This is a genomic window from Lactobacillus sp. PV034, from assembly GCF_014522305.1.
Classification (GTDB): domain Bacteria; phylum Bacillota; class Bacilli; order Lactobacillales; family Lactobacillaceae; genus Lactobacillus.
This window is the reverse complement of the sequence record NZ_CP041982.1, coordinates 149,639-166,829: the sequence shown is the minus strand read 5'-3', so window position 1 is coordinate 166,829 and position 17,191 is coordinate 149,639. Positions and strand designations below refer to the sequence as shown.

Here is a 17,191-nt window from a genome sequence, read left to right as displayed (position 1 = left end):
TTTCCCTTCACCTTGCAAAACTAGTAGAATTTAAGGTGATTAAGTAATGAGATTAAGGAGGTCCCTATGAAATACAATCAATATGGCTATGTGGAAACATCCACCCAAGATCAAATCAAAGAATTAACTACCATTAACTTTCTTCCCCAGGATTGGCAAGAACTTGCAGTAAAAGATTTATTTGCTGACCTAGTTGGGAAAATAATCGTTGAGGCTAAGACTGCTAAGGCAAAACAAGCTAAGCTATCTGAATTTGCCGCAAACGACCAAGAAGAATTACCTACCTATTTAAATGCAAATCCACAAACTATCTCGCAAAAGGTTTTCTATAATGTCGCTTTGCAATTATTAGGCTACCATGGCGGTTATGACTATGATTTAAAAGATCCGCTCAATTTGATGAAGCGTAATGCACTGCCTTTTATCAAGGAAGCAGAATTTGACCAAGCCACTTTAATTAAAGCTTTTTATCGCTTACTTAATACTCGTAGTAAAAATGGTCAAACCTTAATTGATGTGATGGCAGGTAAAGGTTACTTTACGCAATTTTATGGTCAAAATAAATTCATGTACTTTAACGGTAAATCCCTTCCTGTCTTTGACATGAGCAAGGTTATTCGTGAAGTCGTTTATGTTGAAAGTGACCTCGACACCGATGAAGATGGCAAAGCTGACTTATTACAAGTGACAATATTCCGTCCTAGTGAATCACAAACCATGCCAATCCCTGCCCTTTACACCGCTGATCCTTACTTTGGTGGAATCATTGATAATGCAGCTAAAAACCACAGCGTTGACGTGAACTTAGAAGATGCGAGTCAAGCGCAAGATATCCATTATGAAGCTATGCCCAAAGTTGCCGCTAAAAAGCCAAGTGATGCAAATCAAGCAGCTAGCGAAGATGCCGTTCACAAGGCTGCCTATACTTTAAATGAATATTTACTAGCTCGCGGTTTTGCTAATGTTTATGCTGGTGGAATTGGAACTCGTGGCAGCGATGGCCTCCGCATCACTGGCGCACCTGAAGAAACTGAATCTGCTAAAGCAATTATTGAATGGCTTCACGGCGATCGCATTGCCTACACTGACCGCTCGCGTAGTCAAGAAGTTAAGGCATCTTGGTGTAATGGCAATATCGGTATGACTGGCCGCTCTTATCTTGGCACCTTGCAAATCGCTATCGCTACTACTGGTGTTGCTGGTCTTAAAACTGTAGTTTCTGAAGCTGCCATCTCTTCTTGGTATGATTATTACCGTGAACACGGCTTAGTAGTTGCTCCTGGTGAATGCCAAGGTGAAGACTTGGATATGTTAGCTGAAACCTGTCAGTCTAACTTGTGGGATGCTGGTAACTACTTAAAGATCAAGCCTAAATATGATGCTATGCAAAAGAAGTTACTTGAAAAAGCTGATCGTAAAACCGGCCAATATTCAGACTTCTGGGAAGCACGCAACTACCGTCATCACACCGATGGCATTAAATGTTCTTGGATCTCAGTGCATGGCTTAAATGATTGGAATGTTAAGCCTAAAAATGTTTATAAACTTTGGCAAAAGATTTCCAAGTTGCCAATTGAACATAAATTATTCTTGCACCAAGGTCCCCACTATAATATGAACAATTTGATTTCAATCGACTTCACTGACTTGATGAACCTCTGGTTCTGTCATGAATTATTAGGAATTGAAAACAATGCTTACAAGCAATGGGATACAGTTTTATGGCAAGATAATATCTATCCTGATATTTGGCATGGCGAACCTAACTGGAATAATAAAATGGGTCATGAAGAAATCTATTATCCTGAAGCAGACGGCAATTTGCTTAAAGAAGGTGGCAATGATGATGCCAAGCTTTCCTTTACTGATGAAGGTGGTAAGACCTTTAAAGAAGCCAAAATTTCTGAAAGTCAGTGGGAATATGAATTTATCACTGGCAAAGAGAAATGGACTGATCAACAATTACGTTTTGTAACTGATCCTTATATCCACCCTATCACGATTGTGGGTCGACCAAAAATCAAATTACGTGTTAGTGCAAGTTTAGCTAAAGGACAAATTTCAGTTGCCTTAGTAGAATTAGGCCAGCGTAAACGTTTAACACCAACGCCAAAATTCTTCCGGGATCAAATTCAAGAATTAGGCTATCGTTTTGGCACGCAATATTTACAAGAATTTGTGCCCGATAAAGTTACCAAAGCTAAGTTAATTACCAAGGCGCATATGAACATGCAAAATTATGCCGATATGAAAAAGGCGCGTCCAATTAAGCCTGGCGAATTTTATGACTTGGAATTTTACTTACAACCTACCTTCTATAACGTGCCTGCTGGTTCACAATTAGGTTTGATTATTTATTCAACTGACCAAGTGATGACTAAACGCCCACTTGAAGCAGAAACTTATACGATTGACTTAAGTCAGTCAGAATTAAGATATAGTCAAATGTAATCTATCTATTTAAAAGATGAAATCTTTCTAGATTTCATCTTTTTATTTATTTAATCTGATAAACTATTTTTTGTATCACTTATACTCTATATTACTCATTTTATAGTATAATTTGAGTAACAAATAAGTGAAAGGAAGTAAAAGTATGAGTTCTAATTCTACTACTAAAAAAAGAATACAAGTTCAAGTTGATCATGGCATTGTAGAAGAAGGAAATGCAATTTTAAAAAAGTTAGGGTTAACTCCTACTACCGCAATTACAATGTTTTACAAACGGTTAATTGCTGAAGATGGCTTACCATTTTCAACAACACTAACAGAGCGGGAAAAAGATGAACTGCAAATTCAAAAAATGACACAAAACTTACCTACTGTAGATTTAGACAATCCCGAAAACTTAAAAGAATGGCTTGAAAAAGATGAATAATAAGATTGCCACTGCATACGTTCGCTTTATTCAACTTCCCGGAGGTAAGAGGAGACCTATTTACATTCTTAGAGAAGACGAAACAAAAATTTACTTTTGGGATATCACTACAAAATTTCAGAATAAATCTAAAAAAATAAAAAAGCATTATTTTGAAATAAAGGAATATGCTTTGACAGGTTTAAAAAGACATTCTTGGATTGATACTTATCAAATTTATAGCATTACCAAAAGTTCTACACGAATTCAATATATCGGCGAGTTAAGTGACAATGATACAAATCGATTGGTTAAATTTTTAAGCAATAAAGATGCAGAATAAATTATTATTTTATCTAGCCTCAACTTTATCATTTTAAATATTCAAAAAGCTTAGGAGTATCTTCCTAAGCCTATTTTTTTAACTCATTTTTTATTTCCTCTGGCAAAGTATCCACAATAGTAGACAAATAACCACTTTGTTTAATCACCAACGTAATCCACTTCAACTTCTCCAGATCTTGGGCAAACAAAGTTTCATAATATGTCGCCAGTACTTGGTAAAAACCAATCACAGGATCAACCGGCAACGTCCGCAAAAATTCAATCACGGGCTCAATATATTTTTGTTCCGCATTTTGGTGGTAACAACAATTCAAAAAGTTAATTGACGCCAAACAAATAAATTGTAGTGATAAAGTATCGAACTTTTGGTTCCGCTTAAAAGCCTTAAAGGCAGATTGATATAATTCAAATGCTTCATCCACATCTAGCAATACCACAATCTGGCTCAAACTATGGTAAGCATAGCGATTCCAGTCAGCATGTAAAATCTTCGACTTAATCTTATTCTTAATCTCAGGAGAAACTAACTTATTCGAATGAAGCACCCAGGCATAGGCAATTTGCAAGCGTGACTTAATATTAAAATCGACCTCATCTCGACGCTCAAGCTCAGCCTTGATCTCGTCAAGTCTAGCAAGGTCTTTTTTATTCTGGGCAAAACTAATCTCATTAATTAACTCATAATTAGGTTCACCCGCGGTATTCTGACTAATAATGAGGCTAAAAAAGTGCAAAATGTCAAAGTGGTGGGCAGCCAAAATATTAATTAAGGTGTCGGCATCAATTGAGTGGACCCCACGCTCAACTTTAGAATAGAATGACTCCGTTATAATTGATAAAACTTTTTTCAAACTATACTAATTGCCTGTTATCTTACTAAAGGAAAAATATCTCCATTTTTATAAAACGGCCTACTGGTATTTGATTTTTTTATTTTTAAGGCACTATCAACATTAGGTATAAAGACATGAAAAGGAAGTGGATAGTTTATTTGAGAATTTGAATTATAGTCTAAATTCTCAGCATAATTCGAACAAGCAAATATTCGATTTCCTATTGGAATAACATCATCTGCTTGTAAAAATATTGGTTGTATTTCATAATAAACGTTTAAATTTTTACTATGTAATTTCATCTCTAAATACTTTACTATACTCTTCTCAAACTCCTCTTGAATATTATTAGCACTTTGAAACTGTAAATAAATATTATCTAGATTATTTTTACTCGTAAAATCACTGAAAGTTCCATTATTTGAACGCTCATACTTTTTACTTTCTATTATTTTCTTATCAAAGAAATTTTTGGCTAATAAATGTCCTTTATTCAGATTATACGGTCTTAAATCATAATTAAAATTTTTGAGATGTGGAAGACTTCCCTTATCCCATTCTACATCTTGTGTAATAGTAACTGGAGCTTCACTAGATAAAATTGCTCGCCAACCACATGATTTTTCACCAAACAATTTTATTTGTAACACTCCATTATTTTTAATAGTCTCTCTAATATTTTGTTTTAGAATTTGTTTTCTTGGATTTATAAGCGGAAAAAATTTACCATTATATTTAGTACATCTTTCTCATCCATGACTAATCATTTCTTACTAAAATTATAAAAATAAATAAGACGATCTAAATGTAAATTCCTTTAAAATTCAGAATTATTACACTTATTTCGTCTTATATTAAATCCATACTGATTATTAATTAACCTACTACCCAAAACATTGTAGAACTAGATGTTTCCATAATGATAATTCTCCTTTCTTTGATAATTATGTTAATTCTGTCATATTTTAATTATAACTTCAACTTTTTATCAATAAGTACGTTCACAAATAATATTAAACTCTTAAAAATTTAAGCAACATATCAGTCTTTTGCCGGTTTTAGCGAAAGAATATATTCATATCCAGTATCTTTTAACAGACCTTTTATCCCATGGACTTGGTCCTCATTTCCCTTAAGCAAAGTATAATAATATTTACCGACAACGTGCTCTAAAACTAGCACTGATCTTTGCGGAATTTCTTGGATTATCTCTACAACAATTCGGGCCTTCTTCACTTGTCCTGCCTGGTAAAAGCGTTCCAGACAAGTAATCAAAGTATTAGTCAAAATACGCAAGGAAAAGTCATCGTCAATTGTTGCTAAAGCAATTACTACCTCATCGACAATCTTATTAAGCTCAGTTAGCGAACAAATATAAGCTAACAAACACCAAGCAAAAATATTCTTTTCAGGGTTATCAACCTCACTAAAATAATAAGTAATTGAATCCTCATCAAGTGTATTAGAAGCCTGATTTACCCCCCCATAAAATGTTCAGCATCAACTGAATTGCCGTTTCTTGTTTATCATTAATTGGCTGATAATGTTCCAGGCGTTTAACATCACGATCAAGAAAGGCCAGGACTGCTTGCTGCTCAATATTGCCCTTAAAAGCTGGCTCAAAAAAATCATATAAGGACACATGATGATAATTCAAAAGCTCAATCAACTTCGACATACTGATATTGCTACGACCATTCTCAACGCGGGAATAAAATGATTCAGTCACAACTCCAGCACTAAATTGCAATTGAGTTAAGCCCAAAAACTTCCTAATATTTTTTAAGCGTACCCCTATCTTCAATCTTCCACCTCGTATCCTCTCTTAAGCAACACGAAGAAGTGGTTATCTTCTTAGTAACGGTTTAAAACAAATCAAGATATTGTGAAATGGCAAACATCTGATCCCAGCGGCCCTTCTGGGCAGCCTTCATATAAAGAGCTTCCAGCTTCTCATAAAAAATAATTGAACGGTTTGGCAGCTCCTCCAGATACTGATAAGCCTGGGCAATCTGACCATGGTCACAATCCTTACGCAAAGCTTGCTTCAAATAATTAATCACAATCTGGGCAAGCAACTTAACATGATAATCAGTATATTCACCAAAATCTCGTTCACTATGCATGAGCCAATCAACAATTCGCTCAATCTCTTCCATATCATAAAGTTCAACGCTATTAGCAAGAATCCACAAACAATTTTCATCCCAGTCCTCAATAGCCAGTAGATACTTCTTAATAATCGCGCGACTCTTACGCGGAAAAGCATCCATCTGACCATTCAACTTATTAATCATGAACTTTATAACTTGGACAGAAACAGAATGAGGGTAAGGATTAGTCTTAATTAACTCCTCCAGTGCAGCAACATCTTTATTAAAAAATGCTTCACTAGCCTTAATTTGTAAGGCATGACTTTGAGCATGAAAAGAACCAAAATTTTCTAAAAAATCAAAAATCGAAATATTATTCTCATTTAGCAATTCAATAAAAGTAACGGCACGAATTTCATTACGATTATTTTCAATATGGGCTAAATGAGAACTATCAATGACATTCTTAGAAAATTCTTTTCTCGACAGCTTCAAAGCTAAGCGTTGCTGTCTAAGATAATCTCCAATAATCAAAGCTTACTTTCCCACCCTTTTTAGATTCACTCTTATCTTAATTTGGGTTTGAAATTAAATTGGAAAATCTTCCAAATCGACTTTTTAATTTTTTCCTCCAAATCCTATGTCATCAAAACATACTTTTTGAATTCTGTCCACGAACTTGCAGATTTACCTAAAAATATTTTTTTTGAAAGGTATATTTAAGGTGATTTTGGGTATAAAAAAGCCCCATAACTCGGATGGAGTTGTGGGGTATTTTTGTGAATTTTTCTTTAGTCTTCAAAAATGTAACAACTTTATTCTATTGATTACATATTTATGATATCTATTTTAATCCAAAGAAATAAAATTAATATATTTCATTATGGGAATTAAAACAGAACTACTTACAAGACCAAATAAAGTTTTGGTAAAAGTTATTGGTAGTACTAATGCAATAAAAGCATAACCAATAGAAATGCAAATTAAACATAACTCAATTATTAATAAATCAGTATCATCGACTATTTTAAAAGCAACTCTTATTTTTTTCTTATTTAACTTTACGTAAGCCTTTCTAATAATATTGATTATTATAAGTGCAAAAAATTCGAAAATTAAAAAGCATATACTTTTAACTAGTCCTACAACATTTAATATTCTCAATACTAAATATATTAAACCAAAAATCACTATAAATTTAGTTTCTTCTACACTTATGAAAACTATGATTAATATTATTATAATTTTGCTAATTAAGAAGAAATTTGGATTACAACCTAAAAGAAACGTTTTTCGTATCTGAGAAAAGATTGGACCAATTTTCTGTACTATCTTAAACCAAGAGTTTAATTCACTGTTATAGTAGTTGTCTTTAAGATTAAAAATTAATTGTAAAGTATCAAAAATATTGCTTCCAAAAATTTGAGCAAGCGCAGTAGCAAAATTTGCCGCAAAACAACCTATAATTCTACCAATAATCTTATCCCTTTTATCTATACTATATTTTTTCATCAATATTATTATTAAATTAAATTATTATATTTTTGTCTTTGATAGAGATTAACTAATCTACTTAAAATAGGAAAACATCTTGTAATTCGTATGAAATTATAAGGTTAATCGACTTAAATTTTTATTCAAACTTCTATTTTGGACTTTCCAATACATGCAATCGTTGTTCTAATATAAGCCGATTTACTATATTTTCTCCATGGTTCTCTTTTCCTAAAGTTTGACCATACGATGTTAATAAATTAACAATATTCTTCACACTACTTCGTCTACTATTTATATTTTCTGTATTTAATTTTTTTGAATTTTGAGGATTATGAACGTGATGATAATAAAAGTCTAATTCAACTTTACTATGTATATTATAAATATCATACATATCAAAAATTGATTCAAAATAAGAATAATCAGCATGGCTTAGTGAATGACCATAAAATATTATTTTATCAATATTAGAAGAAAATTTATTTAAAGCAATATTTGAATTATCTTTATTACCAAATAATAATCTAAAAAATTTTGTAAAAATAACCTTCGAATCATTAAATGGAAGCTTATTAAAATTATAGTTTTGTTCTGATAATTCACCAGAATAACTTGCATTTTCGTTCTCTAAAATATCATGCATATCAATTCCAAAGATAGGTTTCATTTCTTCACCAAAATATCTTGCAGTTCCATGAATATTTCTCCAACTATTTAAAGAAACCCTATTAATTCTTTTAATAATTGCCTCAGCATCTTGTTGATTTATGGAATAATTAAAATTTAAGACATCTAAACTTATTTCTTTATCTATATTGTCTTTTACTAATTTATTAATTAGTACAGCAACATTAGAATAATATTTATTGTTTAACTCATTAGAAATATATTTTCCAAAATTTTCTTCAAATTGCTCAAGATCTTTTATTACACTATTTTCTAGACCTCTTGACTCACTAAATATATATCTTATTAATTGAGAAATCCATTCTCTATCTTCTTCATTCTGAAATTCTAAGTTTAATTCCTTGTTTTCCTCAAAAACAACTCTAATAACTTCATAGATAATCTCTTCGATACTATTCCATTCAACATCAGTATTTTCTTTCAAAGTAACGTACAATGCTAAAAACACGATATCCCAATTAGTAGGATTAGGAATGTCTTTTAATTTCTCATATTCTTTACTCTATGAAAACTCATTAAAAAAGTAGTTTTTACCTCACCCATTACAATTACGAGTTGAATAATATGGAAATTTATTTAATGCTTTTTGAAAAACAGTTCTAAACTCTTCAATTTCTTCTTTATTATCCCAATCAAGATTGTATCTTTTTGAAAAATAATCTTTGTAATTAGTATGTAAGCCGCACTGTATATCAAATCCATTACCCATAACTAATAAAACATGTTGCGTATCTTCTCTATTCATATTACTTCTCCCTTAAATAAAAAGAAGCTATATTTTACAATAGCTTCTTTTTAGACATTTACGTATAAAGCTACCCTAATTACTTCACCCAAGCAACGTAATCCATTGGAATCCATTGTGCTTGGTTACCGATTCTAGCCATCATACGTCCATTGATGAATTCAACATCTAAGACTTTCCAGCTAGTATTTGGCTTTACAAATTTACCAGTATATTCACCATTTTGGTTAAGCAATGCAATCTTCCATGTTGGGTGGTTCTTTACTGGGTTAGCTTTTACCACACCAGTCTTCTTAACTTGTAAGAAGTTTGCTGGAATCCATTGTTGGTCAGTACCTAATCTGTAGTATGTTTGACCATTGATAGTCTTCTTAGCAAATACCTTCCACTTAGTGTTAGTTGGTAAGTACTGACCAGTGTAATTACCATTACCATCTACAAGTGCAATCTTCCATGTTGGGTGACTCTTCAATACAGGAATATAGCCATGAGCTGCAAATGACTCTTCTGTATTAGATTTGGCAGGTACACCATCAGTAATTGAAGAAACAGCATCTTCAACAACCCATTGATTATCAGTACCTAATCTGTAGTAAGTCTTACCATTGATAGTCTTCTTAGCAAATACCTTGTAGTTAGTTTCAGCATTAATAGTTTGAGAAACTGCTTCACCCTTACCATTTACTAAAGTAATGCTGTTCTTAATGTGAGCAACACCAGTCATTGGAGTTTCTTTGCTATTAGAATTATTAGTTACTGGAATTTGAGATGCTTCATAAGCGCTTTGAGCAGAAGCTAATTCACTCTCAGCGTTGCTTAATTCTTGTTGAGCATCTTTTACTCCAGTTTCAGCTTTAGCAACAGCTTCATCTGCTGCATCTTTTGCTGGAGTTAAGTTCTTAAGTTTTTGAGCTTCTTTATCTGCATCTTTTTTAGCATTATCGTAGTCACTTTGAGCTTGTTTTTGACTACTTAATGCTACAGCTAACATTTGTGGTGCATTATTTAGGTTAGCCAGATATTGTTTAGCCTTATTTAGAGCTGTTTGAGCTTCTTGAACAACCTTAGTCTTCGCAGATACATCATTATTTAAGTTGCTTTGAACTTGCTTAGCTTTATCTAACTCACTTTGTGCTGATGCTAAAGCATTTTGAGCATCCTTAAGTGCATTTGCTGCTTTGGTCTGAGCTGCAAGACTAGCATTTAAAATATCTGCCTTTTGCTTTTGATCAACAGTTAACTTATCATAGACAGCTTGTTTTGCCTTTTGATCATTTTGATCATTAGATAATTTATTTTGAAGTTGAGCTTGAGTCTTTTGAGCTTTACTTAAAAGATTTTGTGCATTATTATTTACAATTTGTGCATTGTTCAAAGTTTGTTGTGAAGCTTGGACTGCATTTTGAGCTTTATCCAATACTTGTTTTGCTTGAGCGGTAGCATCATTCTTTGACTTTGCAGCAGCTTGTAAGTCAACTAATTCTTGATTTGCTGTTTCCAACTGTTTGGTAACATTTGCAATTTGATCTTCATAAGATGGAATAATTTCAGTACTAAATTTTGAAGTATCTTCAATATCATCTGGATTTACATTTATAAAGTGTACATCTAAATATTTATAACTGCCATACTCATCATCACTGAACGGTGAATGAAAACTAAAACTTGTAGCAGAGCTGATACTTCTATTCTTTAAATCTTCTTGTGCTAATTTATCGTATTTATTTGCTTCTTGTTCAAGCTGTGGAATAGTATCTTCACAGTTTTTAATGAAACGAGGCAAAATAGTTTTTAATTCATCTTCTGATACTGTTTTCCAACTATTATTTTCTAAAACATCAATAGTGGACTTGCCATCCTTAACACTTATTTCAACTATAAATGTAGTTCCTTGATTAACATTACCTCCATCACGATCGGCACTAACAACTTCATATGTTGTAGTATAAATGGTATCAGATTTTACAGGACCATTTTCTAATAAATTTTGATACTTTTGCAAATTGGTCTTGTAATTTTCTAAATTTTTATTTGCATAGTACACTTGTGCATTAACCAGAGGACTTGGAGTTAATTGATCAACTACCTTATTACTATTTTCATCATATTTGATATTTATTACTCCACGAGTATGACCCATTTCAAATCCAGATTCTCCAGGAGCAACATTTCCTTCACTTGCAGGCAAAATCATATCTAACAATGTACTATAAGCCTCTTCTTTTAATTGATCCATAGTAACCGATTTATCTTTAAAGTAATAAGAATAGTGTTCTCCTAAATCTTCATAATTTTGCCATACATTACGATCTGAGCTCTCGTTAGAATCTAATCCAAACTCTTTTGATACATCATTGATTCCAGTTGCATCATGCCATCCCGGCTTCCAAGATCCATCATCATAATCTTGAGCATATCTTTGCGCAATTGCCTTAACAAATTCAATTGATCCTTTTGTTACTTGATCTGGTCCAAATCCTAATTGTGCACGAACCTTACTTTCCAAATCACTGATAAATAATGATAATTCCTCAACTTGAGCATCAGTTAAATGACCAGGATCAACAATTTCTTTCTTATCAGCTTCTGATGAAATAAAATGATTTTTGCTGTTTTCTTCCTTAGACCATGCTGCATCCGCATCAGACATCATTTCATCATGTTGCATTGCATAAGCATATGCTTGCTTAAAGCGATCAACATCAGAAATAACAATATTATTCTTTGACTTATCCTTCAAATCATCCAATTGTTTTTGAAGTTGATCTTTTTCATTTTGTTTTTCAACAACTGGTTTATTTGCTTCATCACTAGCTTGCTTCTTAGCTTCATAATCAGTTTGGGCATTTTGTTGATCTTTATTAGCCTTATCTACAACACTTTGTACATCCGCTAAATTCTTGTCACTCTTATTTTTATCTTGAGTTGCTTGATCAACTGCTTTATCAGCATTTTTAAGATTAGTTTGGTCTTGGCTAACTTTATTATTAGCATCACTTAAGGCCTTACTTGCTTCTTCAACACCAGTACCTTTTAATGCATCTTGAGCTGCTTTTACATCTGCATCAGCTTTATTCTTATCAGCTTGTTTTGCATTAACATTACTCTGTTTAGAATTTACATCTTGAGTAGCATCCGCAATGTTATGTTTTGCATTATTAGCTCTAAGTTGAGCTAATTGCTCATCACTTTGTGCTTGCTTTAACTTAGCTTCATTATCTGCAACATTTTTCTTTGCAGCTTCTTTTACACCTGGTTTATTAGCGTTATCGACCGCTTTTTGAGCATCAGCCACTTTACTAGTAGCTGTATCTAACGCTTTCTTCATGACAGTTGCTTTCTGAGCAGCATCGCCTTCTTTATAGGCTTGTTCTTCATAAGCTTTATCAGCTTGAGCAGCCTTTTGTTGTGCATCATTTAAATTGCTTTGAGCCTTATTAAGATTAGTTTGAGCACTATTAACATGAGCTTGTGCAGCTTCGATTGCACTTGATGCTGAACTAGTTTGTGCAGTAGTAGCCACTGGCATATCTGCAGCATGTACAGTATTGTTATCTCTCATCGAGACAAATGAAATACCAATCAGTACTGAAGCAGCACCAACAGTTAATTTTCTAATTGAGAATTTTTGTAATTTTTTATTAAACATATTTTCCTCACATAATTCTTAAATATAAATAACATGTTTTGCTACTTAATAAAAACACATAATTCTTATCCTGTCCTCAAATCTGCAGATTTACCTAAAATTTTTTCGATTATATTTTAAGAGTGTTAATTTAGCTACAACAATTTACATTAATTACAATATGACTCACGTTGAAATTTCTCTCGTAATAAAAAAACATCTCATCATAGTTAGAACCATATCTAACAATTATGAGATGTTTAATCTTTAAAATTAACTAAATTATTTAGTTTAACTTCTTACGAATTCCAAATAATCCGACTAATGATAAAAGACTTCCTAAACCAGCTAAAATTCCTGCATTTGCCTTTGCACCAGTTTGTGGTAATTCAGTCATAGTAGTTGAATCAGTTGCATTTGGAGTAGCACTCTTGGTACTTGCTACAGCGTGAGTATCAGTTGCAGCATTGGTAGTGGCTGCATCGTTACTTGCAGCTGCTGTTGTACTTTCACTATTAGAATTTACTTCATTAGCTGAATTGTCACTTGCTTGGGTTGATTCACTTGCATCACTTGTTTGTGCTGCTTCTTGATTACTTGAATCGCTTGCTTGTGTATCATTTTGACTAGTTGATTCAGTTGAATCACTTGTTGAGCTGGCTTCATTTCCACCAATTGTATCTCCCCAAAGTGGACCTTCTGGACCCCAAAAATCAACCACATCAGCATGTACAGTAGAACTAGTATGAGCAGAAATTAATGAAGTTCCACCTAAAACTAAAGCTGCACTAAGGGCAATTTTACAAATACTATTTTTCTTGATAGACATATTATCCTCCATAAATTAATTAATATTACGTTGCTTTAACAACACCAACCAAGATTAAATCATATTGTTTTTCCCTTGTCCGCGAATCTGCAGATATACTATCAAAAAAACACAATTCTTACTGAATTGTGTTCTTCATCCTCTTATTCAATTAATCCTTCAACTGCGCCACCATCCCTCGATAGCACAACTTAACAATCGCTGCCCCATAGTCAGTCCTGTTAGGCTTCGTTAGCTCAGTTACCACGAATTGCCCAACACCATCTTGCAGCGCCATTTGATTAATCACCTTAATATCAAAAAGACAAGCATCATGGACATTGGTACGATGACGATCAAGTCGCTCAAATGCCTCACGGTATTCTGACCCATTTTTGCTAGCGCGTAAGGCATTCACTTCATTGGCAAATGTTAGCACGATCAAACTGTAGGTAATCAAATTTTCTTTATATGATTGTACCAGCTCGGCATCTTCGGAGTCTGCTTTTTGGTAGTGCGCCAGTACCGCCTCATTGAGAACTAGCTTGTCTGCTTCTTCATGAGTGCTTTTTAAGTAATCTTGTAATCTTTGCTCAACATTTTGCTGATAAACAGTAATAATCTCGGCTTCTGCCGCACCGACTTGCACCAGTCCTGCCTCATTTAATACTTGCCCAAGTTGGCGCAGAGCGAGCTTTTTATCTTCTACTTGCTCTAAATTAAAGGCAATTTTATCTGCTTCTTTAAGTTTATTTACTTTTTCTAATACTTCTTCACTCATTTATACTCAGCCTCCTATGCAATCGCAGAACTTTATCTTATCAGTAAAATGTATTATTACTTCCTATATAATATTCTTCTAATACAAAACTATTCTTCTATTAAAACATAGTTATCTTATATGTAACCAAAACTTGTAAAATCTCTTTGTTGTGTATCTAGTAGGAACATTTAGACATTCTATCATTAGCAGTAATAAAGTTTGTGCTATGATAAGACAATAACAGAACTTTTATGCCCCATTCCCATTGCTTCTAGAAAATTGAGAAAAAGGAAAAATAAATATGAGTAATATTAACTTTAACGATTATTTAAATGAACAATTAAAAGATCCAAAATTTAAAGTCGAGTTCGATACTGAAAGTGCTAAATTAGAAAGTGCAATTGCTCTAGCTAATCTAAAAAATGTCGGTAACTGATAAATATATAACGCTCTAACTTATCCAAAATAATAAGCCTCTATTGTAAGAGGCTTATCAGTCTAATTATCAGAACAAGTGTAGGACTGAGTTTTGTAATTGACTTTGAATACTTTGTTTAAAAACAGAGAATAAAATTCCAGCAATAATTAATTGAATTACTACCCCAATAATCAAGCCATAGAACTTATCGCGCTTAGCATTCTTATCTGCTAAAACTGGCACAAAGACAGCTAATTCAAAGAATATTCCAGCTAAAATAACTAAGAAAGCAAAGAGTCCATCACTTTTTATGAGTGCGCCAATAAAGGCAACAATCATAAAGATTGCACTTAAATTATCAATTTGGGCGATGCGATTAACATAGTCCCAAAAGCCTATAGTCTGACTATAAACAAACTTGCTGGCAATAAATGAAGCGAGGATACTACCCAAGGTTAATAAGATTAAGAACAAAAATACTTGGATAAAGGCACCATTAGTATCACTATTACCCGAGAACATGCCAAAAGTTGCACTACTCATAGCCGCATTTGCAATAAGCATTGAACCCAGAGCAAACAAAATGTCCTCTACAATAAAGGTTACAATCCCATACCACTTAGGTGCTTTTTGTTCACCAAGTGGGTGTTTCCAAGAATCAACAAACCATTGCCAAAGGTTATGAGCATCAAAGTTATGAACTGCATTACTAATCTGATTAGTAATTTGACTTTGAGGCTGGGCCGGTTGTGATTGAGGTTGGGGTTGTGGATTAACATTGGTTGCTTGATTATAGTTAGGTGACACAGGTGGTTGATTATTTACAACAGTTTGCACAGCTTGATTAGCAGCATTATTAGCAAACTTGTAACCACAATGAGTACAAAACTTTACGTCATCTTCAACTTGAGCTTGACAGTTTGGACATATTTTCATTTACTTAACTCCTTTAATAAATAGTTCACTACCACTAAACCATAATTTTGATATTTTGACTTAAAATCTGCAGAAATACCATTTTGTTCGGTAGATATTTTTGGAAATAAAAAAGCTGTTAGTTAAATAACTAACAGCTCTGGGGACTGGACAGAACCATATCGTCTGCCTTGACTAACGATCAGATACTAAGCCTCTGTCGTGGCACCATAATGTCCCCCAATTATAGCGAAAAAAATATTCTCTACAAATATTATAGAATTAATAATCTTAATCAACAACAGCTTTTTTAGCACAGATCTCTACTTCACCAGCTTCAAATTAACGTTGAAATAAATCACGCCATCTTTCCAGTGCACGGTAATCTTTCCACCAAAAAGTTGCACCATATCATGAATCATGGCCAAACCAATTCCAAAGCCCTTCTTTTCTGAATTATGTGACGTATCGCCGCGATAGAAGCGATCAAAAAAGCGACGATAATCAACTCTTTTACCATTAGCAAAAGTATTAGCTACCTTCAAAACTGCTGTTTTACCTAACCGACTCTTTTGCAAGCTGACACTAACATTGCCATCGGAATCACAATATTTGGCCGCATTATCTAACAAGACATTAACAATTTCAGTTAAAGAATGAAGCTCGGCATTAACATAAAGATCGGGCGTAACTTCAACATCATAATGGAGATGTTTTTGTTCCATAATTGACTTAAAGCTGGCAGCACTCTTAGTCACAACTTTGGAAAAATTAATCCGACTCAACGTCAAATCCCGTTTTTCACGTGTACGGGCAACTTCAATTAAGCGGTTGATCAAAGTCTGCAGGCGGTTAACCTGGTCTTTAGTACTTTCCAGCCATTCTGAATCATTCCCCAGCATCTCCTGCATTTCCGTATTAGCCGAGATAATTGCTAGCGGGGTCTTTAATTCGTGGCCGGCATTAGTAATGAATTCCTTTTGCTTTTTATAAGTTTCAGTAATTGGTTTAATTGCTCGCCCTGATAGTAAAATTAGCACCAATGCAAATACTAGCAAGGCAAAACTTCCAAGATATAAGCTCACTCTTAAGAGGGTGAAGTAACGGTTAAAAATCAAAGTTTCATTCAGAAAGATAATGATCTTTTGTCCGTCTTCAGTTTTACTCTTACGAAAGGCATAAATATTCTTATCAAAGTAAACCCTACCACTCTTGATGTTCTTAGCTAGAATTTGCTTACTCTTGCTAAAAACTTGGTCTTGATCGATCTTATTACGTGCTGCATTATTTTGGAGGGTAAACTCACCTTCAGGTCCCACTTCAACCGTGAAATAGTGGTATTGAAAGACTGTTTCTGGGTTAAAGGGTCCACTTAAAAAATTACTATCAATGACATTATTTTGCTGACCTAGCACTGGCTTCGCATTTTGTGGAGTGAGGCCACCATCATTTTTTACTAAGGCAGTAAGTACGCGTTGTTCTTCGCTACTACTTTGATGGTAGGTAATCACTAGCAAGCCACCCAAGGTAAAAATTAACACTAAAAAGAGTGAAGCAATTGAAAGAAAAATAAAATGCCAGCGGAATTTTTGTATCATATCC

Annotated in this window: 17 protein-coding genes; 4 read left to right on the top strand and 13 right to left on the bottom strand. The window is 33.5% G+C overall.

Going from position 1 to position 17,191, the window contains the following annotated elements; all coding sequences use genetic code 11:
- The first annotated feature begins 66 nt into the window (after positions 1–66).
- From FP432_RS00930 to FP432_RS00920, 3 genes are all read left to right on the top strand, one after another.
- The gene (locus tag FP432_RS00930) at positions 67–2,451 is read left to right on the top strand and encodes a Xaa-Pro dipeptidyl-peptidase (RefSeq protein ID WP_265488957.1); all 2,385 of its coding nucleotides are present in this window, start codon (positions 67–69) and stop codon (positions 2,449–2,451) included.
- 145 nt (positions 2,452–2,596) lie between these two features.
- Entirely contained in the window at positions 2,597–2,878 is a 282-nt protein-coding gene (locus FP432_RS00925; RefSeq protein WP_265488955.1) for a type II toxin-antitoxin system RelB/DinJ family antitoxin, read from the top strand.
- Positions 2,871–3,200 (top strand): toxin MazF, encoded by a 330-nt coding sequence (locus FP432_RS00920; RefSeq protein WP_265488954.1) that lies wholly within the window; start codon positions 2,871–2,873, stop codon positions 3,198–3,200. The genes FP432_RS00925 and FP432_RS00920 overlap by 8 nt, the downstream gene beginning before the upstream one ends.
- Before the next feature lie 70 nt (positions 3,201–3,270).
- Here the strand turns inward: FP432_RS00920 and FP432_RS00915 are convergent, their stop codons facing one another.
- From FP432_RS00915 to FP432_RS00865, 11 genes are all read right to left on the bottom strand, one after another.
- On the bottom strand, positions 3,271–4,053 hold the full coding sequence (locus FP432_RS00915) for an XRE family transcriptional regulator (protein WP_265488953.1): 783 nt from the start codon (positions 4,051–4,053) through the stop codon (positions 3,271–3,273).
- 17 nt (positions 4,054–4,070) lie between these two features.
- Positions 4,071–4,670: a hypothetical protein gene (locus tag FP432_RS00910; RefSeq protein ID WP_265488952.1), complete on the bottom strand. Its 600-nt coding sequence runs from the start codon at positions 4,668–4,670 to the stop codon at positions 4,071–4,073.
- A 406-nt stretch (positions 4,671–5,076) separates the two neighbouring features.
- On the bottom strand, positions 5,077–5,421 hold the full coding sequence (locus FP432_RS00905; protein WP_265488951.1) for a hypothetical protein: 345 nt from the start codon (positions 5,419–5,421) through the stop codon (positions 5,077–5,079).
- Between the two features lie 76 nt (positions 5,422–5,497).
- A complete protein-coding gene (locus FP432_RS00900; protein ID WP_265488950.1) occupies positions 5,498–5,839 on the bottom strand; it encodes a helix-turn-helix domain-containing protein in 342 nt (113 codons plus the stop codon).
- A 61-nt stretch (positions 5,840–5,900) separates the two neighbouring features.
- Positions 5,901–6,662 carry a hypothetical protein gene (locus FP432_RS00895; protein WP_265488949.1) on the bottom strand — a complete coding sequence of 254 codons (762 nt, stop codon included), beginning with the start codon at positions 6,660–6,662 and terminating at the stop codon, positions 5,901–5,903.
- A gap of 315 nt (positions 6,663–6,977) precedes the next feature.
- Entirely contained in the window at positions 6,978–7,640 is a 663-nt protein-coding gene (locus FP432_RS00890; RefSeq protein ID WP_265488946.1) for a hypothetical protein, read from the bottom strand.
- 133 nt (positions 7,641–7,773) lie between these two features.
- The gene (locus FP432_RS00885) at positions 7,774–8,736 is read right to left on the bottom strand and encodes an AbiH family protein (protein WP_265488945.1); all 963 of its coding nucleotides are present in this window, start codon (positions 8,734–8,736) and stop codon (positions 7,774–7,776) included.
- 111 nt (positions 8,737–8,847) lie between these two features.
- Positions 8,848–9,057 carry a hypothetical protein gene (locus FP432_RS00880; RefSeq protein WP_265488944.1) on the bottom strand — a complete coding sequence of 70 codons (210 nt, stop codon included), beginning with the start codon at positions 9,055–9,057 and terminating at the stop codon, positions 8,848–8,850.
- 79 nt (positions 9,058–9,136) lie between these two features.
- Positions 9,137–12,706: an SEC10/PgrA surface exclusion domain-containing protein gene (locus FP432_RS00875; RefSeq protein WP_265488943.1), complete on the bottom strand. Its 3,570-nt coding sequence runs from the start codon at positions 12,704–12,706 to the stop codon at positions 9,137–9,139.
- Between the two features lie 265 nt (positions 12,707–12,971).
- Positions 12,972–13,514 (bottom strand): LPXTG cell wall anchor domain-containing protein, encoded by a 543-nt coding sequence (locus FP432_RS00870; protein WP_265488942.1) that lies wholly within the window; start codon positions 13,512–13,514, stop codon positions 12,972–12,974.
- A 151-nt stretch (positions 13,515–13,665) separates the two neighbouring features.
- Entirely contained in the window at positions 13,666–14,274 is a 609-nt protein-coding gene (locus tag FP432_RS00865; RefSeq protein ID WP_265488941.1) for a DUF3232 domain-containing protein, read from the bottom strand.
- 283 nt (positions 14,275–14,557) lie between these two features.
- Here FP432_RS00865 and FP432_RS00860 point away from each other — a divergent pair, with 283 nt between their 5' ends.
- Positions 14,558–14,692 carry an XRE family transcriptional regulator gene (locus tag FP432_RS00860; protein WP_265488940.1) on the top strand — a complete coding sequence of 45 codons (135 nt, stop codon included), beginning with the start codon at positions 14,558–14,560 and terminating at the stop codon, positions 14,690–14,692.
- Positions 14,693–14,761: 69 nt separating this feature from the next.
- On the opposite strand, the gene FP432_RS00855 is transcribed toward FP432_RS00860, so the two are convergent.
- Together FP432_RS00855 and FP432_RS00850 are read right to left on the bottom strand one after the other, a co-directional pair.
- Positions 14,762–15,610 carry a zinc ribbon domain-containing protein gene (locus FP432_RS00855; RefSeq protein WP_265488939.1) on the bottom strand — a complete coding sequence of 283 codons (849 nt, stop codon included), beginning with the start codon at positions 15,608–15,610 and terminating at the stop codon, positions 14,762–14,764.
- Between the two features lie 302 nt (positions 15,611–15,912).
- Positions 15,913–17,187: a sensor histidine kinase gene (locus FP432_RS00850; RefSeq protein ID WP_265488938.1), complete on the bottom strand. Its 1,275-nt coding sequence runs from the start codon at positions 17,185–17,187 to the stop codon at positions 15,913–15,915.
- Positions 17,188–17,191 lie beyond the last annotated feature (4 nt).